This is a genomic window from Streptomyces kanamyceticus (assembly GCF_008704495.1).
Classification (GTDB): domain Bacteria; phylum Actinomycetota; class Actinomycetes; order Streptomycetales; family Streptomycetaceae; genus Streptomyces; species Streptomyces kanamyceticus.
On record NZ_CP023699.1, the window covers coordinates 1478038 to 1501366 of the forward strand.

At 72.6% G+C, this 23329-nt stretch carries 21 protein-coding genes; 6 read left to right on the forward strand and 15 right to left on the reverse strand.

Annotated elements, in window-relative coordinates:
• Positions 1-21 precede the first annotated feature (21 nt).
• Entirely contained in the window at positions 22-2793 is a 2772-nt protein-coding gene (locus CP970_RS05535) for an ABC transporter permease subunit (RefSeq protein WP_055544970.1), read from the forward strand.
• Positions 2790-3584, forward strand: a complete 795-nt coding sequence (locus CP970_RS05540; protein ID WP_055544969.1) for an ABC transporter ATP-binding protein — start codon at positions 2790-2792, stop codon at positions 3582-3584. Before CP970_RS05535 ends, CP970_RS05540 begins: the two co-directional genes overlap by 4 nt.
• A 13-nt stretch (positions 3585-3597) precedes the next feature.
• Here the strand turns inward: CP970_RS05540 and CP970_RS05545 are convergent, their stop codons facing one another.
• The 7 genes from CP970_RS05545 to pqqA all read right to left on the reverse strand — a co-directional run bounded on the left by CP970_RS05545 (position 3598) and on the right by pqqA (position 8965).
• On the reverse strand, positions 3598-4686 hold the full coding sequence (locus tag CP970_RS05545; protein WP_055544968.1) for a PQQ-dependent sugar dehydrogenase: 1089 nt from the start codon (positions 4684-4686) through the stop codon (positions 3598-3600).
• A 1-nt stretch (position 4687) separates the two neighbouring features.
• Positions 4688-5746, reverse strand: a complete 1059-nt coding sequence (locus CP970_RS05550; protein WP_079043279.1) for a chitinase — start codon at positions 5744-5746, stop codon at positions 4688-4690.
• A 90-nt stretch (positions 5747-5836) separates the two neighbouring features.
• Positions 5837-6949 (reverse strand): pyrroloquinoline quinone biosynthesis protein PqqE, encoded by a 1113-nt coding sequence (pqqE, locus tag CP970_RS05555; RefSeq protein ID WP_079043278.1) that lies wholly within the window; start codon positions 6947-6949, stop codon positions 5837-5839.
• Positions 6946-7224: a pyrroloquinoline quinone biosynthesis peptide chaperone PqqD gene (gene pqqD / locus CP970_RS05560; RefSeq protein ID WP_055544966.1), complete on the reverse strand. Its 279-nt coding sequence runs from the start codon at positions 7222-7224 to the stop codon at positions 6946-6948. Before pqqD ends, pqqE begins: the two co-directional genes overlap by 4 nt.
• A complete protein-coding gene (gene pqqC / locus CP970_RS05565; protein WP_055544965.1) occupies positions 7211-7909 on the reverse strand; it encodes a pyrroloquinoline-quinone synthase PqqC in 699 nt (232 codons plus the stop codon). The genes pqqD and pqqC overlap by 14 nt, the downstream gene beginning before the upstream one ends.
• Entirely contained in the window at positions 7906-8814 is a 909-nt protein-coding gene (gene pqqB / locus CP970_RS05570; protein ID WP_055544964.1) for a pyrroloquinoline quinone biosynthesis protein PqqB, read from the reverse strand. The genes pqqC and pqqB overlap by 4 nt, the downstream gene beginning before the upstream one ends.
• 10 nt (positions 8815-8824) lie before the next feature.
• A complete protein-coding gene (gene pqqA, locus CP970_RS05575; protein WP_063806024.1) occupies positions 8825-8965 on the reverse strand; it encodes a pyrroloquinoline quinone precursor peptide PqqA in 141 nt (46 codons plus the stop codon).
• 344 nt (positions 8966-9309) lie between these two features.
• On the opposite strand from pqqA, the gene CP970_RS05580 reads away from it, so the two are divergent.
• Entirely contained in the window at positions 9310-10101 is a 792-nt protein-coding gene (locus CP970_RS05580; protein WP_055544976.1) for an aldo/keto reductase, read from the forward strand.
• Between the two features lie 50 nt (positions 10102-10151).
• Here the strand turns inward: CP970_RS05580 and CP970_RS05585 are convergent, their stop codons facing one another.
• The 5 genes from CP970_RS05585 to CP970_RS05605 form a co-directional block, all read right to left on the reverse strand.
• Positions 10152-14492 carry an SAV_2336 N-terminal domain-related protein gene (locus CP970_RS05585; RefSeq protein WP_150493013.1) on the reverse strand — a complete coding sequence of 1447 codons (4341 nt, stop codon included), beginning with the start codon at positions 14490-14492 and terminating at the stop codon, positions 10152-10154.
• Positions 14482-15510, reverse strand: a complete 1029-nt coding sequence (locus CP970_RS05590) for an AAA family ATPase (RefSeq protein WP_150494745.1) — start codon at positions 15508-15510, stop codon at positions 14482-14484. Before CP970_RS05590 ends, CP970_RS05585 begins: the two co-directional genes overlap by 11 nt.
• Before the next feature lie 90 nt (positions 15511-15600).
• Positions 15601-17319, reverse strand: coding sequence for a VMAP-C domain-containing protein (locus CP970_RS05595; protein ID WP_157877689.1), 1719 nt, complete (start codon positions 17317-17319; stop codon positions 15601-15603).
• An 8-nt stretch (positions 17320-17327) separates the two neighbouring features.
• Positions 17328-17720: a CU044_2847 family protein gene (locus CP970_RS05600; protein ID WP_055546023.1), complete on the reverse strand. Its 393-nt coding sequence runs from the start codon at positions 17718-17720 to the stop codon at positions 17328-17330.
• A gap of 108 nt (positions 17721-17828) precedes the next feature.
• Positions 17829-18740, reverse strand: coding sequence for a class I SAM-dependent methyltransferase (locus CP970_RS05605; RefSeq protein ID WP_055546024.1), 912 nt, complete (start codon positions 18738-18740; stop codon positions 17829-17831).
• Positions 18741-18978: 238 nt separating this feature from the next.
• Here CP970_RS05605 and CP970_RS05610 point away from each other — a divergent pair, with 238 nt between their 5' ends.
• Positions 18979-19551 carry a TetR/AcrR family transcriptional regulator gene (locus tag CP970_RS05610; protein ID WP_055546026.1) on the forward strand — a complete coding sequence of 191 codons (573 nt, stop codon included), beginning with the start codon at positions 18979-18981 and terminating at the stop codon, positions 19549-19551.
• Positions 19552-19602: 51 nt separating this feature from the next.
• Entirely contained in the window at positions 19603-20781 is a 1179-nt protein-coding gene (locus CP970_RS05615; protein WP_150493015.1) for a GDSL-type esterase/lipase family protein, read from the forward strand.
• Here CP970_RS05615 and CP970_RS05620 read toward each other — a convergent pair.
• Together CP970_RS05620 and CP970_RS05625 are read right to left on the reverse strand one after the other, a co-directional pair.
• A complete protein-coding gene (locus tag CP970_RS05620) occupies positions 20765-21505 on the reverse strand; it encodes a class I SAM-dependent methyltransferase (protein WP_055554394.1) in 741 nt (246 codons plus the stop codon). The two genes, CP970_RS05615 and CP970_RS05620, sit on opposite strands and share 17 nt — an antisense overlap.
• Positions 21506-21510: 5 nt before the next feature.
• The gene (locus CP970_RS05625) at positions 21511-21816 is read right to left on the reverse strand and encodes a 4a-hydroxytetrahydrobiopterin dehydratase (RefSeq protein ID WP_055554396.1); all 306 of its coding nucleotides are present in this window, start codon (positions 21814-21816) and stop codon (positions 21511-21513) included.
• 92 nt (positions 21817-21908) lie between these two features.
• Here CP970_RS05625 and CP970_RS05630 point away from each other — a divergent pair, with 92 nt between their 5' ends.
• The gene (locus CP970_RS05630; protein WP_055554398.1) at positions 21909-22751 is read left to right on the forward strand and encodes a helix-turn-helix domain-containing protein; all 843 of its coding nucleotides are present in this window, start codon (positions 21909-21911) and stop codon (positions 22749-22751) included.
• On the opposite strand, the gene CP970_RS05635 is transcribed toward CP970_RS05630, so the two are convergent.
• Positions 22748-23170: a hypothetical protein gene (locus CP970_RS05635; protein WP_055554399.1), complete on the reverse strand. Its 423-nt coding sequence runs from the start codon at positions 23168-23170 to the stop codon at positions 22748-22750. The two genes, CP970_RS05630 and CP970_RS05635, sit on opposite strands and share 4 nt — an antisense overlap.
• Positions 23171-23329: the final 159 nt, after the last annotated feature.

Here is a 23329-nt window from a genome sequence, read left to right on the forward strand (position 1 = left end):
ACGCAAGGGGGTGCGTCACCCATGTCCGACCTGCTGGGATTCGTTCTGAGCGGCCTCGTCTCCGGCGCCCTGTACGCCCTGCTCGCGACGGGACTCGTCCTGTCCTACTCCGCCTCCGGGCTCTTCAACTTCGCGCACGGCGCCACCGCCTACCTCTGCGCGCTCGCCTTCTACGAACTGCACTCCGGCTTCGGCTGGCCCGCCGTGCCCACCGCGCTGCTGCTCGTCCTCGTGGTGGCCCCCGGGCTCGGCTGGGGCCTGGACCGGCTGATGTTCCGCAAGCTGGCGCGGGTCGGCGAGACCGCGCAGATCGTGGCGACGATCGGGCTGCTCGTCGCGCTGCCCGCGCTCGGCCTGTGGGTAGTGGAGCTCCTCGCGGACGCGGGGGCCTCCGTCAAACCGGCCGAGAACCAGTTCGGCCTGCCGGGCGTAGGGCCGAGCCCGGCCAAGAGCTGGCAGCTGACGGACGGCGTCGGCATCGACTCCGACCAGCTGATCACCTGGGTCGCCACGGCGCTGGTCGCCCTCGCCCTCTGGGTGCTGATGCGGCACACCCCGCTCGGCCTCCGGCTGCGGGCCGCCGTCGACAACCGCTCCCTGGTGGAGCTGCGCGGGATGAGCGCGGACCGGCTCTCCTCGGTGGCGTGGATGCTGTCGTCGGGGCTCGCAGGGCTCGCGGGCGTGCTCGCGACGCCGCTGCTCGGGCTCTCCTCGCACGACTTCACGCTGTTCCTCTTCGTCTCGGCGACCGCCGCCGTCCTCGGCCGCTTCGTGTCGATCCCGCTGGCCTTCGCCGGTGGGCTCGGTCTCGGGGTGCTGCAGAACCTCGTCGCGGGCTACGCCGACTTCGCGGAGCGGATCACCGGTTTCCGTACGGCCGTCCCCTTCCTGATCCTCTTCGCCGGACTGCTGCTCATGACGCGGCGCAGCCGAACGGCGGGCACGGCGGCGGTGGACGCGCCGCCGATCGACTACCTCGCCGGGCGCTCGTGGGCCCGCAGATGGGGTCCGTGGGCGGTGGCCGCGGCCCTGCTCGCGCTCTCCTTCTACACGGTCACGACCCCTTTCTGGAGCGGCATCCTCGTCCAGGGCCTCGCGATCTCGCTCGTCTTCGTCTCCTTCACCGTGGTGACCGGGCTCGGCGCGATGGTCTCGCTCGCGCAGGCCACGTTCGTGACGGGTGCGGCCCTTGTGGCGGGGCTCCTGATGAGCCACGGGTGGCCGTTCGCCGGTGCGGCGCTCGTCGGCACGTGCGCGGCGGCGCTGCTCGGCGCGCTCGTGGCGCTGCCCGCGCTGCGGCTCGGCGGGCGCTCCCTCACCCTGGCCACCCTGGCACTCGCCTTCCTCGCCGACCAAGTCCTCTTCCAGATGGGCTGGTTGCGGAACGGCGACACGGGCTGGGAGATCCCCAGGCCCGTCGCGGGGCCCGTCGACCTCTCGGACGACCGCGCGATGGGCGTGGCGATGGTCGTCCTCGTCACGGCCGCGGTCGCCGCGCTCGCCGCGCTGCGGAACTCGCCGTCGGGGCGGGCCATGCTGGCGGTCCGCTCCGCGCCCGCGGCGGCGATGGCGTCGGGCGTCTCCGTCGTACGGACGAAGCTGCTCCTGTTCACCCTGTCCGCGGGCCTCGCGGGGTTCGGCGGCGTGATGTACGCGTCGTTCAACACCCGCATCACCGCGACGGACTTCACCGCGATGACGGGACTGATCTGGCTGGCGGTGGCGGTCGCGGCGGGTGTGCGGAGGCCGCAGTTCGCGGTGGTGGCGGGGCTGGTCTTCGCGATCGTGCCGCAGGTGATGGCGGACTACGTGACGGAGTCGGTGCACTTGCCGGTGATCTTGTTCGGCCTCGCGGGGCTCGCGCTGGCGAATGATCCGGATGGGTATTGTGCGGCGGTCTCGGTGCGGATGCATCGGCGTCGCGCCTGGGGCTCCGCCCCAGACCCCGCTCCTCAAACGCCGGAGGGGCTGAAACCATCCGGCCCGGGCCTGGACGTTTCAGCCCGTCCGGCGTTTGAGGACGAACTCGGCGAAGCCGGTGATTTCCACCAGCCCCGTGACCTCCCCGCCCTCGCCCTGCGCCAAATCCACGCCGGATACGACGGCGCCCCCGTCCTCCACGGAGTGGACCTCACCGTCCGCCCCGGGGAGATCGTCGCCCTGCTCGGGCCGAACGGCGCGGGCAAGTCCACCACGTGCCGCGTCGCCGCGGGCCTGATCCGACCCGCCGAGGGACGGGTATACGTGGCGGGGCGGGACGCCACCCGCGAGGGGGCCGTCCGGCGCTCACGCGCGGGCGTCGTCCTCGCCCCCGAGGGCCGCGGCATCTTCCCCACGCTCACCATCGAGGAGAACCTCGCCCTGCACCTCAAGGAGCGGGACGAACGCGACGCCGTGTACGAACGGTTCGCGGGCCTCGCCGCCCGGCGCGGCGTCCCCGCGGGCTCGCTGTCCGGCGGAGAGCAGCAGATGCTGGCGCTCGCGCCGCTGCTCCAGCGCCCGCCGGAGGTGCTCATCGCGGACGAGCCCTCGCTCGGTCTGGCGCCACGCGTGGTCGACGACGTCTTCCGGCTGCTCGTCGAACTCCGGGACCAGGGCACGGCGTTGCTGCTCGTGGAGGAGAAGGCGGCCGAGATCCTCGGCGTCGCGGACACCGTGGCCTATCTGGCACAGGGCCGCGTCTCCTGGTGCGGACCGCGCTCCGAGGTACGGGCGGACCAGCTCACCGAGGCGTACCTGGGCATGGCGGCGGGCGAGGGACAGCGGACGACGAAGGGCGTGGCGCGGTCATGAGGGAGCGGGAGAAGCGGCAGCGGTACGTCCTCGAAGCCTCGGGTGTCGGCGTCCGGTTCGGCGGGATCCACGCCCTCCAGGGCGTCGACCTGGCCGTGCGCCCCGGCGAGGTGTGCGGGCTCATCGGGCCCAACGGCGCGGGAAAGACCACCCTGTTCGACGTGCTCTCCGGGATCCGCCGCCCCGACGAAGGGGGCGTCCTGCTCGACGGCGCCGACGTGACACGCCGCTCCCCCGTGTGGCGCGCCCGGCACGGGATGCGCCGCACCTTCCAGCGGCAGCAGCTCTTCGGTCAGCTCACCGTCGCCGACAATCTCGTCGTGGCGCAGGAGTGGCGGGGCGGCGGTGGCGGGTTCGCCGCGGATCTGGTGGCCGCGCCCACCCGTCGTACGTACGAGAGGATGCGGCGCGAGCGGTCCCGCGCCGTGCTGCGCGAGTGCGGGCTCGACGCGCTCGCCGGGGAGTACGCGGGCGCCCTGCCGGTCGGGCAGGCCCGCATGGTGGAGCTGGCGCGCGCGGTCGCGGACCCGCCCAGGGTGCTGCTCCTCGACGAGCCCGCGTCCGGCATGACGGCCGAGGAGCGGGGCCAACTGGCGGCCGTGGTACGCCATCTCGCCGACGAGGAGGGCTGCGCGGTGCTGCTCGTCGAGCACAACGTCGCCTTCGTGATGGAGCTGTGCGCCCGGGTCGTCGTGCTCGACCTGGGGCGGGTCCTCGCGCACGGCACGGCGGCCGAGGTGCGCGCCGACCCGAAGGTGCGCGACGCCTACCTCGGGACCGCCGCCCCGTGACGGAGTCGAGGGCCTATCCGATCGGCACGCGGAAGATCGTGTCCGATCCGTCGGGCTGTCCGCCGTTGTTGTCGGCGTTGGTGGTGGACAGCCACAGTTCCTTGGCTCCCGGCACGGTGGTGACCGAGCGCAGGCGGCCGTACTCGCCGACGTAGTACGCCTTCGGGGTGCCGACGTTCTCGTTGTCGGCGTTGATCGGGATGCGCCACAGGCGCTTGCCCTTGAGCGCCGCCATGTAGAGCGCGCCGTCGACGACGGCGACGCCGCTCGGCGAGGCCTCGGCGACGCCCCAGGTCCGCTTGGGGTTGGTCATGCCCGCGACGTCGCAGGTGCCCTCGCAGGTGGGCCAGCCGTAGTTCTTCCCGGCCTTGATGAGGTTGAGCTCGTCCTTCTTGGCGTCCCCCAACTCCGCTTCCCACAGGCGGCCTTGGTCGTCGAAGGTGATGCCCTGCGGGTTGCGGTGGCCGAGGCTGTACGCGTAGTTGCCGAAGGGGTTGCCGGGTGCGGGCTTCCCGTCCTTGGCCAGCCGCAGGATCTTGCCGTTGAGGGAGTTCTTGTCCTGGGCGAGCGGCTTGTCCTGGGCGTCGCCCGTGGTGGCGTACAGATAGCCGTCGGGGCCGAAGGCGAGGCGGCCGCCGTTGTGGTACTTGTTCTTCTTGATGCCCTTGAGCAGCACCTTGTAGTCGCTGACGGTCGTCCCGTCGTACGTCATGCGCGCGATCCGGTTGCCCTCGGACGAGGTGTGCATGACGTACACGTAGTGGTTCGTCGCCCAGTCCGGGTCGACGGCGAGACCCATCAACCCGCCCTCGCCGCCGGTGGTCTGCGACTCGGGTACCGTGCCCACCCGCTTCTTGTCCTTGCCGTCCTCGGATATCCGCCAGACCCCGAAGTCGTCGCGCTCGGTGACCAGGGCGCCCGATCCGTCGGGGAGCCAGGAGGTGCCCCAGGGGATGGTCCAGCCGGTGGAGAGGGTGACGGGCGTGCCGGGTTCACCCGCTGCCGCGGTGGTGGACGCGCCCGCCGTCGCGGTGGTCACCGCACCGGCCACCAGGACGACGGCGGTCGCGATCAGGACGGCTCGCTGCTTGCCGAGTTTCATCTCAACCTCCGTACTGGGCGACGATTTTGGTGAAGTCGTACGGCGACTGCGCGACGCCGCTGCAGGCGTCGGCGTCACCGCCCGAACCGCACGCGCGGTCGCGGTTGACGGACCAGAAGGAGTAGCGCGCGATGTGGTGCTGCTTGGCGTACGCGAGGATCGTCTTGAAGTCGGCCGTGGTGACCGTCTCGCCCGCCACGTCGGTCTTGCCGTTCATGGAGGACACGCCGATGTGTTTGTAGGCGTCGGCGTCGCTGTAGCCGTAGGCGCTCTTGACCGCGTTCTTCAGTCCCTCCATGGCGCTGACGGAGGCCTGGCCCATGGTGCCGCTGTGGCCGCCGAAGTCGAACGGCATGATCACCCAGGCGTCGTTGGCGAGCCCGGCCGCCGCGCCGCGCTTGATGAGGTCCTTGCCGGTGGCGTCGGGGCCGCTCGGCGTGGTGCCCATGGTCACGTAGGTGACGATGCCGGGGTTCTTCTGCTTGACGATCTTCAGGGCGTCCACGACGCGCTGGCGCACGGTGGCGTTGGAGAACTCGGTGTCCTCGATGTCGATGTCGAAGGCCTTCAACTTGTAGGCGTCGATGACCTTTTGGTACGCCCCGGCGAGCGCGGCGGCACTGGAACACTTCTCGCCGAGCTTGGCGCCGCTCCAGCCGCCGACGGACACGACGATGTCGCCGCCCGCGCCCCTGATGGACTTGACGGCCGATTCGTCGGAGCCGCCCTTCAGCGGTCGGCTGCCGTCCCAGGCCGGGTTGCAGCCGCCGTCGGACAGGATGAAGGCGAGCGTGAACCACTTGACGCCGGTCGCGGCCATCACGTCGGTGGGCTTCTGCGGGCTTCCCCAGCCGAGGTATTCGTAGGGGGCGGCGTGGATGGTGCCGGACGCCCGCGCGGCGGGCGCGGGGGACGCCTGGGCGGACGGCTCGCCCGCCAGGGTCAGGGCGGCCGCGCCGGACAGCGCGGTGACCGCGGCCAGCGCGGCGGTCGTCGTGCGCGGGCGGACCCTGGTACGGGAGCGGACCCGGGTACGGGAGCGGGGGGTGTGGAGTCTCACGTGGGGCTTACCTCTCTGCGGCAATGTCAGGAAACTTTCCTGACAATCGGGGGACATCAGGGGACCCAAGGCCCTTGCGGACATGGGGAGTTACGTGAGCGCCGGTCCGGCGGTGTGCGTGCGGTAGACGTAGTCGGGCGGCGCGGCGGCGGCCGCGGCGCGCCCCGCCCCGTCGACCAGGGCGCGGACCATGGCGTGGTCGGGCGAGCGGTGGCAGGCGGGGTCCGTGCGGGCGGCATCGCCGGTCAGGGCGTACGCCTGGCAGCGGCAGCCGCCGAAGTCGACGGTGCGCAGCTCGCAGCCGCGGCAGGTGTCGCTCATCCACGCCTCGCCGCGATAGCGCGTGAACGCCTCTGACTCCCGCCAGATCCAGGACAATTGACGGTCTTTGACGTTGGGCGCCACGGCGCCGAGGAGATCAGCGGCCGCCGGGCAGGGCAGTGCCCTGCCGTCCGGGGCGACGGTCAGCGAGAGCGCGCCCCAGCCGCCCATGCAGGGTTTCGCGACGCCGTCGACGTAGTCGGGCGCCACCCACACGATCTCCATGCGTCCAGCCAGCCGCTGCCGCCACCGCTCGACGCGCTCGCGGGCCCGGGCCACCTGTGCCCGGCCGGGGAGCAGCGCGTCGCGGTTGCGCAGCGCCCAGCCGTAGAACTGCGTGTTGGCCAGCTCCAGCCGGTCGGCGCCCCAGGCGAGGCCGAGTTCCACGAGGGCGTCGAGCGCGTCGAGGTTGGCGCGGTGCAGCACGGCGTTGAGGCCGAGCGGCAGACCGGCCGCCCGGATCAGCCCGGCGGCCCGCTCCTTCGCCGCGAACGCCCGTGCGCCCGCGATACGCAGGGCGACGGCCGGGTCCGCGTGCTGCACGGAGAGCTGGACGCTGTGCAGCCCCGCACCGACCAGCGCGTCGAGTCGGGCCCGGTGCAGGCCGACGCCGCTGGTCACGAGCTGGGTGTGGATCTCCGCGGCGGTGGCGGCGACGACGATCTCGGTGAGGTCGCGGCGCAGCAGGGGCTCCCCGCCCGACAGATGGCTCTGCACGACACCGAGCGCGGCGGCCTGACGGAAGACGTCACTCCACTCCGAGGCCGTCAACTCGGCTTCTCTGGCTGCCAGTTCGACGGGATTGGAACAGTACGAGCAGCGCAGCGGGCAGGCGTGGGTGAGCTCGGCGAGAAGCGCCCAGGGCGGGTCGGGTTCGGTCACCGCAGCCACCCCTCGGCGCGCAACTGCTCCAGGAACACCGGGACTTCGGCGGCGACCGGCGCGTCGGGGTGGCGTCGCGCCAGTTCCGCGACGATGGCGACGACATCGCGGTCGCCGTCGCACAGGGCCACGATGCTCCCGGCGGCGCCGCGCAGGACGACGACCCGCTCGGGCAGGACCAGGAGGTCCACGTCGCGCACCCGGTCGTGCCGGAGCAGTACGGAGCGCGAGAGCTCGGGGCGCCAGTCGCCGCGTACGACGTCATGAGTAGTCATGTGACGGCGCCCCTCGGTCGACGGCGTCGAGCAGGGACCACAGCACGTCGCACTTGAACGCGAGGGCGGCGACGGCCCGTTCCTGTTCCTCGGGGGTACGGGCCCACTTCAGGACGAGGGCGAGCGCCTCCTGTCCGTCGCGGCTGCCCTGACCGACGCGCGTACGGAAGTAGGCGAGCCCGTCCGCGTCGATCCACGGGTAGTGCCGTTCGAAGGCGGCGATCCTGGTGCGCATCAGATCGGGCGCGGAGAGTTCCGTGAGGGAGGCGGCCACGGCGTCCAGGGCGGGCCTGAGCCTGCAGAAGTTGACGTACCCGTCGACCGCGAGCCGCACCCCGGGCAACACCCGGGAGGCGTCGGTGAGTTGCTCCCGCTTCAGCCCGGCCGCCTCGCCGAGCCGGAGCCACCGCTCGATGCCGCCCTCGCCCTCGCGCTCCCCGTCGTGGTCCCTGATCCTGCGCAGCCAGCCGCGGCGCGGCGCGGGGTCGTCGAACTTCGCGAGGATCAGGGCGTCCTTGACGGGGATGTGCCGCTGGTAGTGGAACCGGTTGGCGATCCAGCGGCGCAGTTCCTCGCGCGTCAGGTCGCCCGCGTGCATGCGTACGTTGAAGGGGTGCCGGTCGTGGTAGCGCTCGGCGGAGACGGCGCGCAGCCGTTCCGTCAGCTCGTCCCCGGGACGCGTCACGGCTCGATCACCATCCCCTCCGAGGCCACTTCGATCCCCCACTCGGCGAGGAGCTTGTGCTGCTCGGCGTGCGGGTCCCCGAGGGGGTTGGTGTTGTTGAGGTGGGTGTAGAGGCAGCGCGCCGGGAGCCGGGCGAGGCGGTGGGCCGTGCCGGTGGGTCCCGCGATCGGGCGGTGCCCCATGGCGGTGGCGGTGCGGGCGGAGAAGCCGGAGCGTACGGGCTCGTCGTCGTCCCAGAAGGTGCCGTCGACGATCACGCAGTCGGCGGCCCGCGCCGCCCGCTCGAACGTGGCGCTCCACACCGCGAGGGCGGGGGCGTAGAGCACGGTCCTGCCGGTCGCGGACTCGTGGATGCGCAGGGCGATGGACCAGGTGCCCACGTCGGCGCCGGTGCCCGCGGCGTACCGCGGACGCTTGGCCGAGACCGGTACGGCGCGCAGCTGGATCCCCGCGCTGCCGGGCAGCGCCAGGGTCGCCTCGCTGGTCAGCTCCCGCCAGCGCACGCGCGTGTAGGGCTCGAGGAGGGCGTCGAGCCGCAGCCCGTCGCGCACGGCGCCGCGCACGGGTGCCGTGGCGATGACCTCGATGCCGTCGCGGGCCTCGCGCAGCCGGGCGAGGCCCAGGGTGTGGTCGAGCTCGGCGTCGGTGAGGACGACCCCGGCGACGGGGGTGTGCCGCGCGTCCTGTCCCGTGCCGGGGTGCAGGGCGGGGACCGACTCGATCTGATCGGCGATGTCGGGGGTGGCGTTGACGAGGTACCAGCGCCCCTCTCCCGCGTGGACGGCGAGTGCGGCATGGCGACGGCGGCGCTCCGGGTGGGCGCGCGCCCCGGTGCACCCGGGGCACGCGCAGTTCCACTGGGGCAGCCCGCCGCCCGCCGCGGTGCCGAGCACCTGCAGCAGCATGGCGGCGGGTCTACCGGTCGGCGAGGCGGTAGGCGGTGATTTCGAGGGCGGTGTCGACGATCGCGTACTCGGGGCTCTGCCAGCCCGGGGCGCCGGTATCGGACCGGTGCGCGGGCTCCTGGACGGACTTCTCCTGATCGGTGCTGTGCATGTCGCTGCCTTTCCTGAAGAGGTGGGGTTTCAGGGAGGTGAGGTTTCAGGGAGGTGGGGCAGGGATCGCAGGGCTCCCAGGGACAGCAGCCCTGGCGGCGTTCACATGGGTGTCCGGTGTTCAGTGACGTGCAACAGGGTCCCGGCCTGACGGAACACCGTCAATGGTCCGGACCGACATGACGGCCCTGCGATCCTCATCCAGCCAATTCACGATCAGATCGCGCCGTAATCAGGAATGCGGCACCGGCCGTGTTCGTTGACCATGGAAGTAACAACCGACGACTTAAGGATCGAAAGCTCGTGAGCAAGGTCCCCCCGATCATCCTGAACAACGGCGTCGAGATGCCCCAGCTCGGGTTCGGCGTCTGGCAGGTGCCGGACGACGAGGCCGAGAAGGCTGTCGCGACGGCGCTGGAGGCCGGGTACCGCAGCATCGACACCGCGGCCATCTACGGCAACGAAGAGGGCACCGGCAGGGCCATCGCCGCCTCCGGCATCGCCCGCGACGAGCTCTTCGTCACGACGAAGCTCTGGAACGGCGAGCAGGGATACGACTCGACGCTCCGCGCGTTCGACGCTTCGCTGGACAAGCTGGGGCTCGACCAGGTGGACCTGTATCTCATCCACTGGCCGCTGCCTTCCAAGGATCTCTACGTCGACACGTACAAGGCGTTCGAGAAGATCCACGCCGATGGACGCGCCAAGGCCATCGGCGTCTCGAACTTCCTGCCCGAGCACCTGGAGCGGCTGATCGGCGAGACGTCGATCATTCCGGCCGTCAACCAGATCGAGCTGCACCCGCACCTCCAGCAGCGCGCCTCCCGCGAGTACCACGCGGAGCAGGGCATCACCACCGAGGCGTGGTCGCCGCTCGGCCAGGGCAAGGGCCTCCTCGAGGTCCCCGCGATCGTCGCGATCGCACAGAAGCACGGGCGCACGCCCGCCCAGGTCGTGCTCCGCTGGCACATCCAGCTGGGCAACGTGGTGATCCCGAAGTCCGTGACCCCGTCGCGGATCAAGGAGAACATCGACGTCTTCAGCTTCGAGCTCGACCCCGAGGACATGGGGGCGATCTCGGCGCTGAACGAGGACCGGCGGCTCGGCCCGGACCCGGCGGCGTTCGACGTGGTCTGACCGGCACCTGTCTGTCGTACGTACTGGCCCGCTCGTGGTGGCCCTTCGGGTCAGCGCGGGCGGGCCAGGCGCGTTTCCAGGTCCGCCACTTGCGGGTGGGTGGAGCCGAGGGTGGCCTTGACGTGGGCGAGGACATGCCGCATCACATGGGCCGCCGCCTCCCCTCCGTCGCGCCTGGTGGTGCTCGCGCGGGCCTGGACCTCCTCGCACACCTGAACGGCTCGCCCGACGCGCTCCGGCCCCGCGCCCAGGCAGGACTTCACGAATCTGCCGAGCGCGCGAAGAGTGTCGGGGTGGGTGGGCCCTTGCGTGTCCTCGTGCAGCGTCAGCGCGGCACGGAGATCGTCGAAGCCCTTCGACACCGTCTCCGTATCTCCGGTCCGGATCCGTGCGAGCGCAAGCCCTTCAAGCGCGTACAAGGTATCGGGGTGGTCCTCGCCCAACACCCGCACCCGCCCGGCATGGGCCCGCTCCCGCAGTTCCACGGACCGGCCCCTGCCCGCCACCTCCGGTTCGCGCCGGTCCGCCAACACCCCTTCGTACAGGGCGGTTTGCCTACCCACGGAGCCGATGCCCCCGAAAGCGGAAGCGAGGCAGTCCGCAGCCCGGAGCGTGTCCGGGTGGTCCTCTCCGAGGACCCTTCGCCGCCCTTGCCACACCACCTCGAACAGGTCGGCGGCCGGTCCCGCACGCCCGTCGGTGAGGTACGTCTCGGCCAGCCGCTCCCGAACATCCAGAGTCCGCGGATGATCCACCCCCAGCTCCGCGAAGCTTTCCGCGTGCGCCTTCTCATACGTCTTGACGGCCTGCCGCACCCTGCCCGCGGCCCGGTAGAGGTCGGCCAGGTCCAACCGCGCGGACACCGCCTGCGGGCACCCGGCACCGAACACCCGGGACAGGTCCGCCACCACCCGCTCCAGTTCGGTCACCGCCCGTTCCACGGCTCCCGCCGCCTCGCACGCGAGGGCCAGGTCCCTGCGCACCTCGATCGTCTCCAGGGCATCGCCGCCCCACACCCTGCGGCAGCCGGTCAGCGTTTCCTCGTACGTCTCCACGGCCTCGCCCGGGCGCCCCGCCACCGCGTACGCGCCCGCGAGACGAGACCGCAGCCGCAAGGTGTCGGGGTGCTCGACGCCCAGGGAAACGGCCGCCGTCGTGTGGACGTCCTTCAGTTCCCGTACGGCCGACCGCGTATCGCCCGACGCGGCATAGGCGTCGGCGAGCCGGGCGCGCAGCTCGAGTGACGCGGGGTCCAGGTGCCTCCCCCTGGTGGCCACACCGTCCAGCGCCTCCTTGAAGAGATCGATCGCGTTCCCGGCTCGCCCCGCCGCCAGGTGAGCCGCCGCCAGGACCTTCAGGGCTTCCACCGCCTCCGGCGACCGGTGGCCCGAAAGCCGTCGCCTGCACGACAGCGCCCTTTCCAGTAGGTCGATGGCCCACCCCACCCTCCCCTGACTGATGAGGAACTGCCCTGCCCGCGTGAAGAGTTGCGCCAGCACCTCGGTGCCGTCCTCGGTCCTGACCCGTTTGCACAACCCCTCGACGAGCGGGAAGAGTTGACGGCATCGGGGCCAGTTCGCCGGGTCGTCGACAGACTTCGGAAACGCGGCGGCGAGACAGCCGACGGCCATGTTGCGGGCGACGGCAACAGCTCTGGCCTCGCGCGGCAGCAGGGACTCGTTCGGGGTGAGAGCAATGGCTCCGACCCTCGCCGGGAGCGTCACCGTGTCCGTCGCCCGGTCGCGATCGACCAGGCCCCGCTCCGCCAGGGCAACCAGCGAGCGTGTCACGTCGTACGCCGGGGACAGAGCTGCCAGCAGCTCGTAAGGAACGGGACCTTCGCCCAACCAGGCGAGGATTCGCAGTAGTTGGGCGGCCTCCTCGTCGGCGAGGCCGCGCAGCGACTCCCTGATCGCGTCGCCGATCGCGTCCGTCTGCACCGGACCCTCCGCCGGTTCCGGGCCCGGTGCCTCCGGATCGATCGGTCCGGCCGCCTCCTGTGCGGAGAGGGCAAGGTATTCGTCCACCGTCACGCCCGTCTCCGCGACGGCCCCCGCCGCCCGCACCACCGCGCTCGGCAGGCGCCCCAGCTCCTCGCACAGGCGCACGGCGCCCGCGACATCGCGGCCCACGTGGGCCTTGAACATCTGGACCGCCTCCGACAGCGCGGGCACGTCGAGTCCGAGCCGGAAGACATCGTCCGGCCAGCCCTCCGCCTCCCGGCTGGTGACCAGAACGGCACCGCCGCGGCCGAGCCGGGACAGCAGGACGCGTACGTGGGCGGGCTTCCTGACGCCGTCGAGGACGAGTGCCCAGCTGGTGTGGGAACTCAGCCACTCAAGAGCCCATTCCCAGCTCTCCCGCAGCACGCGAGGATCCGTCACCGACGGCTGCAGGGCACCGGCAAGGCCGGAGAGCCCCGCGACCACCGCCGCGAACGAGTCCGCCGTGACCCACCACACCAGGCGCTCCTGGTCACGGCCGCTCCAGCGGCGCGCCCACGCCATCGCCAGCGTGGTCTTGCCGACGCCCGCCGCGCCGTGCAGGACGACCCGCTCGGCCCCGTGGAGGTCGGAGAACGTCCTGTCCAGACCGTCGAGTTCATGTGCCCGGCCGATGAACGGGTCCGGGACGGTGACGTTGGAGAAGCCAGCCGGGGCCGTCACAGAGCCGGGCGGATCGAACCGCGCCACCTCCGGAGGGACGGGCTCTTCCTCCACGGCGAGTTTCCACGTATCCGTATCCGGGATGCTCACCGATGGCCGCTCCACGACCCGTATGGCCCGCCCCCGCAACACCCCCAACGCCTCCTCGCTCACCAGCGCGAACGGCTGCCCCGCCGCCCCGAGGCCCCGGCTGCCCGACCCCTCCGCCACCGGCACGACCGCCCGGAACGCCCGGGTCGCCGAACCCGCCCTCGCCTCGATCTCCGCACCGAGGCGGCCGAGCAGCTCGGCGACCGCCAGGGACTCGGGGCGGGGCAAGGTCTCCAGGAGCGCGGCCCTGGCTCCCGGCACGAATGCGTACAGGCCGCGCTCCGGGTCGACCGGCTCCAGGAGGCCGCTCAGGAGGACCTCGGCGAGGTCGCTGGGGCGCGAGCCGCGCGTCACTCGCTGCTGGATGAGCCGCATCACCGGCAGCGCGGGGACGGAGAGCGCGACGTGCGCGGCCAGGTCCGCCGCCGTGGGCGAGGCCGCCGCCTGGAAGCGGAGGAGCCGCTCAGTGATCGGCAAGTCCCCTTCGCTGGCGAGGGGTTGGTCGTGCGGTGGCCGCGTCGCGCTCACGTACGTCATGGCCGTGTCCCTGCGCCGGTCGCCGGACGCCGTCACCAGGCCCGCCCAGTCGGCGAGCCACTCGGGGGCCAGTTCGAGGACCGGCACGGGGATCGCGTCGGGCGCGGGCAGGCCCGCGCGGCCGTCGTGCGGGGTGAACCGCAGTGCCGTGTTGGGCGCGCCCGCGCGCGAGGCGATGGCCCGGCCGGGGACGGCGGGTGCGGCGGTCCTGCGCCAGAGGCGTTCGGGCAGCGGCTGGAGGATCGCGGTGGGGCCGCGCCCTGCCCACAGGCGCAGTGCGGGATCCGCGCGACCGCCCCACCAGTGCGGGCCCGAGCAGTCGCTGAGCACCAGGACGATCTGGCGCCCCGTCGGGTCGACGAGGGCCGCCGGGTCGAGTGCGGGTCCCGCGGCCGAACTGCGGACGCCGACGCGCGATCCGAGGTCGGCCAGGTGCCAGACGCGTACGTCGCGGAAGGCGGCGGTGCGCTGGGTGGCCTCGCGCAGTTCGCGGGCGAGCGGACGCCACACCGTCATCGCCGGGCCCGTGTCGACGACCAGGGCCAGGCTCAGGAGCCGGTCGGTGACGGGGACCATGACGGGGGTCCAGGGGTGCGGGCCCGAGTGGCGCGCGGCGCGCGCCGCGGTGGCTTCCTCGTCCAGGACGCGGCGGCGCCGGTCGGGGACGTGCCGCTTGAGCGGGCGCAGGGAGCGCTGGATCGCGAGTTCTTGGCGCAGGGCCTGTGGGGCGGGGACGAGGACGTCGTCGGCGTCGGTGCCGGGGCTCGCGGCGCCGTGCGGCACGTGCAGGGGCCTGCGCCCGGCGTCGGGGGGTGGACCGGCGTCGCCCTCCGCCTCCGCCGGGTCGACGCGCTCCGCGTCCGCGTCGCCCTCCTCGCTCCCGTCGGGGTGGTCAAGGCGGACCGTCACCGGACCGTGGAACGTACCCCCTTGGAAGTCCACGTGGTCACCGCCGTACCGGCCCGACGCCGAAGCCCCGGCGTCACCGCCCTCCCCCACGGGCAACCGCTCCGCCAGCCACAGCATCTCCGCCAGTTCCAGCGGGGTGACCGGTGGACCGAGTGCCTCCAGCGCGTCCCTGAGCCGGTCAAGCGTCATCGTGCCGGGTCGCCTCGCCGCTCAGGTACGGCATCACCTGGTCCGCCAACTTCCGTACGTTCTCCGGCTCTTCGCTGAACGACGCGTGATGGCACATGTAAATGGCGTTGAGGAGCTGGTCGTTGGCGAGCAGGCCGCCACCACGCCGCTCGAAGAAACGGTCGATGATCTGCTGGGCGCCCGGCGGGAGTTCACCGCCCGCACCCCCGATCACCGGGGCGAGATGTTCGCGGACGATCGCGGTCAGCTCGGCCACGCTGGCGGGCTGCTTCAGGTCCACGGTCACACAGCGCCGCAGGAACGCGGGCGGGAACTCGCGCTCGCCGTTGCTGGTCATGATGACGAGCGGGAAGGCGCGGCAGGTGACGGTGCCGTCGCGGATCTCCACTCGGTCGGTGGTGCTGTCGGCGGTCATCACCCTGGCGGTGGGCGCGGCGCGCCTGGCCAGTTCGACGAGTTCGTAGGAGCCCTTCTCGAAGATGGTGAGGAGGTCGTTGGGCAGGTCGATGTCGCTCTTGTCGATCTCGTCGACGAGCAGCACGCGGGGCCGCTCGTACGGGAGCAGCGCGGTGCCGAGGGGGCCGAGGCGCAGATAGTCGCCGATGTCGTCGCCGACGCCCGCGTCTCCGTCGCCGCGGGCGCGTTCGGCGGCGTACAGGCGGGTCAGCGGGTCGTACTCGTAGAGTCCTTCGCGCAGGGCGACCCGGCTGGTGATCGGCCAGTGCAGGACCTTGCCGAGGCCGAGTTCGTGCGCCACCGCGTACGCGAGGGAGGACTTGCCGGTGCCGGGGGCGCCGGTCACCAGGAGCGGTCTGCGAAGGTACAGCGCGGCGTTGACCTGGCGGACCGCGTCCTCGCCTGGGCGGTAGCTGACGGCCGCGTGCGGGTTGCCGGAGTCGCCGGGCGGGATGGGCAGGGCGGGTCCTCCGGTGAAGGTGCGCCAGGGGGGTGGGGCCGGGAGCCGTTCGATGCCGTCGTGCGGGATCCGACTGCCGTTGTAGATAAGCCAGTTGGACATCTCGGCCGTCTCGGACGCCTCAGACACGCTCCACGCTCCCTGTGATCCGTACGCTTCCCGCACTCGATGCGCTGCTCCCGCTCACGGCGCTCACGGCGCTCCCCTCGCTCCCATCGCCAGCGGCGGATCCGGTTTGCGCTCCGGGTCGTCCCAGAACAGGGTCAGCCGGTGCCCGCAGTGTTCGGCGTCCCCCTTGTCCGGGGAGCGGGCCTCCTTGCGCAGCCGCATCACCTCGAACGGCAGCCGGTCGGGGTCGAGTGCGGCGACCGCGTCCGTGAGCCGGTCGAGGAACTTGTCGGGCGCGCAGTGGGCGTGGCCCTCGTCGCCGCAGTCGTGGCGCCGCCACAGCATGATCGGCACACCGGTGTCGAGTGCGGCGGCGAGCCAGTCGCCGACGGGTGTCGCGGCGTACGCGAGGGCGCACACGTCGTCGTCGGCGTCCAGCCAGTCGTGGAACTCCTCGTAGCCGTACGGCAGTCCGCACTCCACGCGCCGGGGCCTGGTCTCGCCGCGGGCCCGCACCGTCTCCCAGCGCCTGCGGGTGAGCCGCGAGACGGTGAGCGGTTTGAGGCGGTCCATGTGCCGGACCACGACGGGCACCGTGCGCAGCGGCCGGGGCCGGGCGGCGCCCGGCTCGTGGATCTGCCACTCCTCGTACGGCTCGCTCATCAGCCGTTCGGGCACCACGAACTCCACCATCCAGTCGAACTCGTGGACGCGGCCGATCTGTTCGGCGAGCAGTGCCTCCACCTTCGGACGCAGCTGGCGGGGCCGGATCCGGACGGGACCGGCCCTGGCGACGGGCACGCCGTCGACCACGGTGCAGACCGAGAGGTCGAGTCCGGCGCCCCGGGTCATCGACTCGGCGCGGAACATGACGGACCCTGTGGGTGCGGCGCCCCCTGCCGCGCCGGTCGCCCGGCCCTCGACGTACTGCTCGGGCATCCAGCGCCGCAGCCACGCGCCGATGTCCACGCCGGGCGGCCCTGCCGCACGCAGCGAGTCGAGCAGCCGCACGAGCCGGTCCTCGCCGGTCAGCTCCTCGGCGACGTGGCGGACCGCGTGCCAGACGGACCGGAAGGCGGGCAGCGGACGGCGGAAGGTGGGGAAGGCCCGCCGGACGATCAGCTCCAGGTTCGCCGCGTCGATGCGTACGTCGCTGAACAGCGCGCGCAGTTCGCGGCGCGGCGCGCTGGGCAGCCAGTCGAGCGGCAGGAGGTCGTCCAGCTCCTCCCAGTGGCGGCGGATGGTGTCGAGGGGCAGCATCCGTCCGAGGTGTCCCGCGGGGGCGCCGTCGAGCACGGCGTCGGTGAGGATGCCGACGACGAGACGGCTCGCCTGGTCGTAGACGGCGGCGCCGCTGAACCCCTCGTCGAGGCGCTGCAGATGAGCCCGGTCCACGTCGATCTCCAGCCACTCCTGGCCGAGCAGCCGGTCCGCGCTGGTGCGCAGCGTGACGTGCGTCCCCACCTCGTCGTGGCCGAACGGGAAGCCGAGCGCGCGCAGTTCGGGGGCGGCGCGCCCCGGGCGCGGCCGCAGGACGTCGAGCGGGGCGAACGCGCACGGCGCCGCGTCGGGCACCCGGTCGAGCGCGACCACGGCCACGTCGCCGCGGTCCCCCACGCGCCGCCAGTCCCCGACCCACGCCACGGTCCCGCGCAGCGTCTCGTCGAGTCCCGGCAGCGTCACGGAGACCTCGTCGAGGCCCTCGACGACGTGGGCGCAGGTGATCAGTCGCGCACCGTCGACCAGTACGCCCGCCCCTCTGGGGGCGCCGTCGACCGTGCCGATCCGGGCACGCCAGTGCATGCCCGCCATTATTCGCCTTGCACGGCCTGTCCGGTGCCGTCCTGTCCGGTGCCGTCCTGCCCCGTGCCGTCGCCCGTCGCCTGCGGCCTGGACCAGGTGAGCTTGACGGTGAGATGCCCTTCGGCGGCCGTCTTGGCGATGACGGCACCCGCTACGGCGCTGAGCTTGACCCCGAACTCCAGCTCGATGGCGTCGGGGTCGAGCGCCCGGTCCCGGAAGGTCCGCAGCGCGGACATCGCGGCCCCGCGCACATTGCTCAGCGCCGACTCGAAGCGGCCCTCGACCTCGTAGATCTCGCCGTCCCCGCCGCGCCGCGACACGGACCTGAACCCGGGGTCGCGGGAGTCCATCTCGACCACGACGGGCCCGTCGTCGGACTCCCATCGCATCAGCTCGTTCACGCGGCCGCACCCCTTCCCGCCCTGCCGGATTCCGCCCCGACGTTACGTCAACAGGCGGTTCCATACCCGTGGTTGGGCGAATGCGCGCCTGGCGGGAAGCGCGTCCGGCTAGCCCTGCTCCCCGTCCTTGACCGCCACGTGCACCGTCTGCGCGAGCAGCAGGAACGCGTCCGGCCTGAGGAGGAGGCCGCCCGGATCCGACGGGTCCAGGAGGCGGTCGATGGTGGCCAGCTCGTCGGCGCCGAGGAGCTCGTCGTACATGTCGCGGCGGCGGGCCAGCTCGTCCACCAGGTGCGTACGGGCCTCGCGCGGGAGCGGGGCGGGGAGGTCGAGGAGGAAGGTGCGGGTGGCCACGTGCCGCAGGCCGGCGGCGCCGAGGAGGGCGGGCCAGTCCTCCACGACGTCCTTCGCGCCCGGCAGGCTCGCGCGCATCCCGGCGAACCACTCCTCGTCCACCGCCTCCAGGCGGGACTGGAGTCCTGGCTTGCCGAAGCCGATGTCGCGGGGCAGGCTGCGGGCGCCGAGACCACCCTCCAGGAGGGCGATCGCGCCGCCCGGGGCGATCCGCTGCGCGAGGGCGGCGAGCGCGGCGCCCTGGTCGCCCACGTGGTGCAGGGACTTGCCCAGCCACATCAGGTCCGCGGGCGGCAACTGGCCGACGTCGTCCGGGAGTTCCACCCGGACCGCGCTGAGCCGGTCGGCGAGGCCCTCGCGGGCGGCGCGCTCACCGGCGCGCTCCAGGAGCGGCCCCTCGGGGTCCGCCGCGACGACCCGCGCCCCGGGGAACGCGTCGGCCAGCAGGAAGGCCACGGCACCGGGACCCGCGCCGACGTCGGCCACGAGCCCCGGCTCCGGCACCCACCGGCGCAGCCACGCGACCACCTCTCCGTACATCGGCGCGGCGATCTTCGCGTACCGCTCCAGCTTGTCGCCCATGTCGGCCCAGTCGATGTCGGCCGTGTCGTGGGAGTGCCCGTGGGCGTGCTTGTGGGCGTGCCCGTGGGAGTGTCCGTGCGCCATCGTTCCCCGCCACCTTCCTGTGGTGTCTCTGCTGATGTCGCCCTCGTGAGGGGGTGGTGCCAGCCTGCGCCCCTTTCCCTGTTTCTGACCACCCGCCTTGCCGTTCCAGCAAGTGACTGAATCCGCGCCCGCCTTAAGCCTTATTCGACTTGCCTAAAAGCTTTAGGCAAGTGCACTATTGCTATAGGCAGATGGATCGCACCTAAGGGAAGACCGAAGAGAAGGCGGAGGCAAGCTCATGGCCGCACGCGTAGGACTGACCACGGATCGCCTGGTCAGAGCGGGAGCCGAGCTGGCCGACGAGGTCGGCTTCGCGGAGGTGACCGTCTCCGCGCTCGCCCGGCAGTTCGACGTCAAGGTCGCGAGCCTGTACTCGCACGTGAAGAACTCCCACGACCTGAAGACCCGCATCGCCCTGCTCGCCCTGGAGGAACTCGCCGACCGGGGCTCCGCCGCCCTCGCCGGGCGCGCGGGAAAGGACGCGCTCACCGCTTTCGCGAACGTCTACCGCGACTACGCCCGCGAGCACCCCGGCCGGTACGCCTCGACCCAGTTCCGGCTCGACCCGGAGGCGGCCGCGGCGAGCGCGGGCGGCAGGCACGCGCGGATGACCCGGGCGATCCTGCGCGGCTACGACCTGGACGAGCCGGACCAGACACACGCGGTGCGGCTCCTGGGCAGCGTCTTCCACGGGTACGTCAGCCTGGAGCTGGCCGGCGGCTTCAGCCACAGCGCCCCGGACTCACAGGAGTCCTGGTCCTGGACCCTGGACCGGCTCGACGACCTGCTCAGGACCTGGTCCGCGCCCTGACCCCCCGCTCTCGCGCACCCTCCCCCACCACTTGATCAACAGGCTGAGGCAATGAACAACACCGCCCCCATCACCACCCCCATCACCCCCGACCTCCTCCGCGGCCACCTCGACCTGGAGCACACCGCGCACGGCGTCCTGCCGCACCGGCTGCCCGCCCGCGCCCGTGCCCAGTGCGCCGACGGACAGCTCGCCATGGTCGAGTCGCAGCCCTCCGGCGTACGCCTGGTCTTCCGGACCCGCGCCACCGCCATCGAGCTCGACACGCTGGCGACCAAGCGCGTCTACCCGGGCGCCCCGCCCCGCCCCGACGGGCTCTACGACCTGCTCGTCGACGGGCGTCCGGCCGGTCAGGGCAGCGTCGACGGCGGCAACACCCTCACCATCGACCTGAGCACCGGCACCGCCGAGCACCGGCCGGGCCCCGTCGGCACCGTCCGCTTCGGCGGGCTCGCCGCGGGCGAGAAGGACGTCGAGATCTGGCTGCCGCACAACGAGACCACCGAGCTCGTGGCGCTGCGCACCGACGCGCCCGTCGAGCCCGCGCCTGACCGGGGCCGCAAGGTGTGGCTGCACCACGGCAGTTCGATCAGCCACGGCTCCGACGCCGCGAGCCCCAGCACCACGTGGCCCGCGCTCGCCGCGTCCCTCGGCGGCGTGGAGCTGATCAACATGGGCCTGGGCGGCAGCGCGCTGCTCGACCCGTTCACCGCCCGCGCGATACGGGACACCCCGGCCGACCTGATCAGCATCAAGCTCGGCATCAACGTGGTGAACGCCGACCTGATGCGGCTGCGCGCCTTCGGCCCCGCCGTGCACGGCTTCCTCGACACCGTGCGCGAAGGCCACCCGACCGCGCCGCTGCTCGTCGTCTCGGCCATCCTGTGCCCCATCCACGAGGACACCCCCGGCCCCTGCGCCCTTGACGTCGCCGCGTTCACCGAGGGGCAGTTGCGCTTCCGGGCGACGGGCGATCCGGCGGAGGTCGCGGGCGGGAAGCTGACCCTCGGCGTCATCAGGGACGAGCTGGCCCGGATCGTACGGGAACGTGCCACCGACGACCCGAACCTGTCCTACCTCGACGGCCGCGAGCTGTACGGCGAGGCCGACTTCGCCGAGCTGCCGCTGCCCGACGCCCTGCACCCGGACGCCGCCGCGCACCGCCGCATCGGGGAACGCTTCGCCGAGCGGGCGTTCGGCGGCACGGGGGCCTTCAGCGACCCTTCCTGAACGCGCGCAGCGTGAACCACGGGTCGGGGCGGGGCACTTCCTGGTCGGGCAGTTCCGCGAGCCCCGCGGCGAACCGCTCGGCGAGCGGTCCGTCCGGGGCGATCTGGGTGAACCAGCCGCGGCGCAGGTCGTCCACCGCGGAGCGGGGCGAGCGGCCCTGCCCGTGGCCCCGGAACCGGGACTGCCCCGCGGGCGCGAGCCCGTGCGCGGCCGCGCACGCCTCGATGTCTTCGGCGCGGTCCACCGCGGGCCGGATCGGACGGGGCGCGAGCACGGCGTCGATGTCGCTGCCCACGTCGTGCGACGTGGCCTTGTCGACGGTGGTGACGAGGGTCCCGCCGGGCCGCAGCACCCGCGCGCACTCGGCGACGACCGACGACGTCTCCTCGGCACCGGACAGCAGGTGCAACAGCCACACCATGCTCACGGCGTCGAACGCGCCGTCGGGAAAGGGGAGTCGGCGGCTGTCGCCGAGCACCACGGAGCCCGGCACCCGGCCCGCCGCCATCCGGGCCATCCGGTACGCCGCGTCGACCCCGGTCACCCGCAGCCCCGGCCGCGCGGCGAGGCGCCGCGTGACGAGTCCTGTGCCGCAGGCGACGTCGAGGAGGGTGGCGGTGTCCGGGGGCAGCAGGCCGATGACCGCGTCCGCCGCGGCCGCCGCGCGGGGCTCGCCGCCGCGCGACGCGTCGTAGCGGTCGGCCTCTTTGCTGTAGTCGAGCATCGGCGTCATTCCGCGCCGTGGCCGGGCGCCAACGCCTCTACCCTGCGGGCGAGTTCGAAGTCGAGATCGGTGAGCGCGCCGCCCGCGCTGTGCGTGTGCACGGACAGCGCGACCGTGTTGTACCCGAGCGTCAGGTCGGAGTGGTGGCCGAGCTCTTCCTGGGTCTGCGCGATGTGCACGACCAGAGCGGCCGCCGCGAAGTGCGAGCCGAGCCGGTACGAGCGGCCGATCCGGCCGCCGTCGAGCGACCATCCTGGCAGCTCGGCGAGCCGGTCCTCGATCTCCTTCTGCGAAAGCGGTTCGGGGGTCATGAGCCACGCTTCCTTCCTGGTCGTCCGGGCCTACGGCACGACGTACGTCTGCGGCTCACCTTGCCACACCCGCCTTCGACTACCGTCTAGGTATGACAACCGCCGCGTCCATCAAGGGGAATGCCCGGGGAAGCACTCAGGGGAACGCCGCTGGAGTGGGTCCCCTGCTGCGCGCCTGGCGCGAGCGCCGCCGCGTCAGCCAGCTGGAACTGGCCCTGCGCGCCGATTCCTCGGCGCGGCACATCAGCTTCGTGGAGACCGGCAGGTCGCGGCCGAGCGAGGAGTTCCTGCTCCGTCTCGCCGACCACCTCGACGTACCGATGCGCGACCGCAACTCCCTGCTCCTGGCCGCCGGTTACGCGCCGCGCTTCCGTGAGACCCCGCTCGACGACCCGTCGATGGGCGCGCTGCGCGAGAGCCTGGACCGGCTCCTGACCGGCTACGAGCCGTATCCGGCGCTGGTCGTCGACGCGACGTACGACGTGATCGCGGCGAACCACAGCCTCGCGACGCTGCTCGGGGGCCTGCCCGAGCACCTGCTCGCGTCCCAGCCGCTGAACGCGATGCGGCTCACCCTCCACCCGGAGGGCCTCGCCCCGCGCATCCGCAATCTGCGCGAGTGGCGCGGGCACCTGCTGCACCAGATGGAGCGGCAGATCGCGCTGCAGCGCTCCGACGCGCTGCGCGCCGTGTACGACGAGGTGGCCGCCTACCCGGTGGCGGATCCGGGGGTCGACGCCTTCGACGCCGACACCGACGTGCCGTACTTCGCGCTGCCCCTGCGCGTCGAGCACGAGGGGCAGATCCTCTCCTTCATCTCGTCCATCTCGACGTTCAACACCCCCATGGACGTGACGGTCGCCGAGCTGGCCATCGAGACGCTGCTCCCGGCCGACCCGGCGACATCGAAGTACCTCCAGTCGATGATGTCCTAGCGCGCGCCCCCGATGGCGCGCAGCGCCGCGTACTGGAGCGCCGCGAAACCGCCCACCGCCACGGCCTGCAGCGGGATCCACACGGCGCCCGCCGCGCCGGGCGAGAGCCACAGGGCGAGGGCGACGAAGCTGAGCACCGCCCAGGCCGCGTTCACCTCGATCACCGCCCGGACGGGCAGTACCGGCGGACTCTTGCGCGCGGCGAGGAAGCCGACACCCGCGGCGTACAGGGTCAGGAAGACTCCGAGGGTGAGCAGCAGTCCCGAGTCGACGCCGAGGAAGCGCCCGAGAGGGCCTGACGCGGCGGCGTAGGCGAGCCCGTTTCCCGCGGTCACGACCGCGTCGAGCGCGAGGAAGCGGCGTAGCATCGTCTGCGGGTCAGTGGTGCGGGCCAGGGCGGTGAGCTGGAACGCGGACATGAGGGATCGGCCTCCATACAGGGGAACGGGCGGTTCAGGGACCCGGCTCCGGTCCGGAGTGCGCCGGACCGGATCCGGTGGAACCACTCTCCCGGGCTCGCGGGGGCTGGTCGATTACGTCCCGGGTAATCGCCCGGGCGGCTCGGCGGTCCGCAGCCC

What these genes read in the sequence shown, in the direction of transcription:
- CP970_RS05535 (WP_055544970.1), top strand. Translation starts at nt 22, where the DNA reads ATGTCCGACCTGCTGGGATTCGTTCTGAGCGGCCTCGTCTCCGGCGCC.
- CP970_RS05540 (WP_055544969.1), top strand. Translation starts at nt 2,790, where the DNA reads ATGAGGGAGCGGGAGAAGCGGCAGCGGTACGTCCTCGAAGCCTCGGGT.
- CP970_RS05545 (WP_055544968.1), bottom strand. Translation starts at nt 4,686, where the DNA reads ATGAAACTCGGCAAGCAGCGAGCCGTCCTGATCGCGACCGCCGTCGTC.
- pqqD (WP_055544966.1), bottom strand. Translation starts at nt 7,224, where the DNA reads ATGACTACTCATGACGTCGTACGCGGCGACTGGCGCCCCGAGCTCTCG.
- pqqB (WP_055544964.1), bottom strand. Translation starts at nt 8,814, where the DNA reads ATGCTGCTGCAGGTGCTCGGCACCGCGGCGGGCGGCGGGCTGCCCCAG.
- pqqA (WP_063806024.1), bottom strand. Translation starts at nt 8,965, where the DNA reads ATGCACAGCACCGATCAGGAGAAGTCCGTCCAGGAGCCCGCGCACCGG.
- CP970_RS05580 (WP_055544976.1), top strand. Translation starts at nt 9,310, where the DNA reads ATGCCCCAGCTCGGGTTCGGCGTCTGGCAGGTGCCGGACGACGAGGCC.
- CP970_RS05585 (WP_150493013.1), bottom strand. Translation starts at nt 14,492, where the DNA reads ATGACGCTTGACCGGCTCAGGGACGCGCTGGAGGCACTCGGTCCACCG.
- CP970_RS05590 (WP_150494745.1), bottom strand. Translation starts at nt 15,510, where the DNA reads ATGTCCAACTGGCTTATCTACAACGGCAGTCGGATCCCGCACGACGGC.
- CP970_RS05595 (WP_157877689.1), bottom strand. Translation starts at nt 17,319, where the DNA reads ATGCACTGGCGTGCCCGGATCGGCACGGTCGACGGCGCCCCCAGAGGG.
- CP970_RS05605 (WP_055546024.1), bottom strand. Translation starts at nt 18,740, where the DNA reads ATGGCGCACGGACACTCCCACGGGCACGCCCACAAGCACGCCCACGGG.
- CP970_RS05610 (WP_055546026.1), top strand. Translation starts at nt 18,979, where the DNA reads ATGGCCGCACGCGTAGGACTGACCACGGATCGCCTGGTCAGAGCGGGA.
- CP970_RS05615 (WP_150493015.1), top strand. Translation starts at nt 19,603, where the DNA reads ATGAACAACACCGCCCCCATCACCACCCCCATCACCCCCGACCTCCTC.
- CP970_RS05620 (WP_055554394.1), bottom strand. Translation starts at nt 21,505, where the DNA reads ATGCTCGACTACAGCAAAGAGGCCGACCGCTACGACGCGTCGCGCGGC.
- CP970_RS05625 (WP_055554396.1), bottom strand. Translation starts at nt 21,816, where the DNA reads ATGACCCCCGAACCGCTTTCGCAGAAGGAGATCGAGGACCGGCTCGCC.
- CP970_RS05630 (WP_055554398.1), top strand. Translation starts at nt 21,909, where the DNA reads ATGACAACCGCCGCGTCCATCAAGGGGAATGCCCGGGGAAGCACTCAG.
- CP970_RS05635 (WP_055554399.1), bottom strand. Translation starts at nt 23,170, where the DNA reads ATGTCCGCGTTCCAGCTCACCGCCCTGGCCCGCACCACTGACCCGCAG.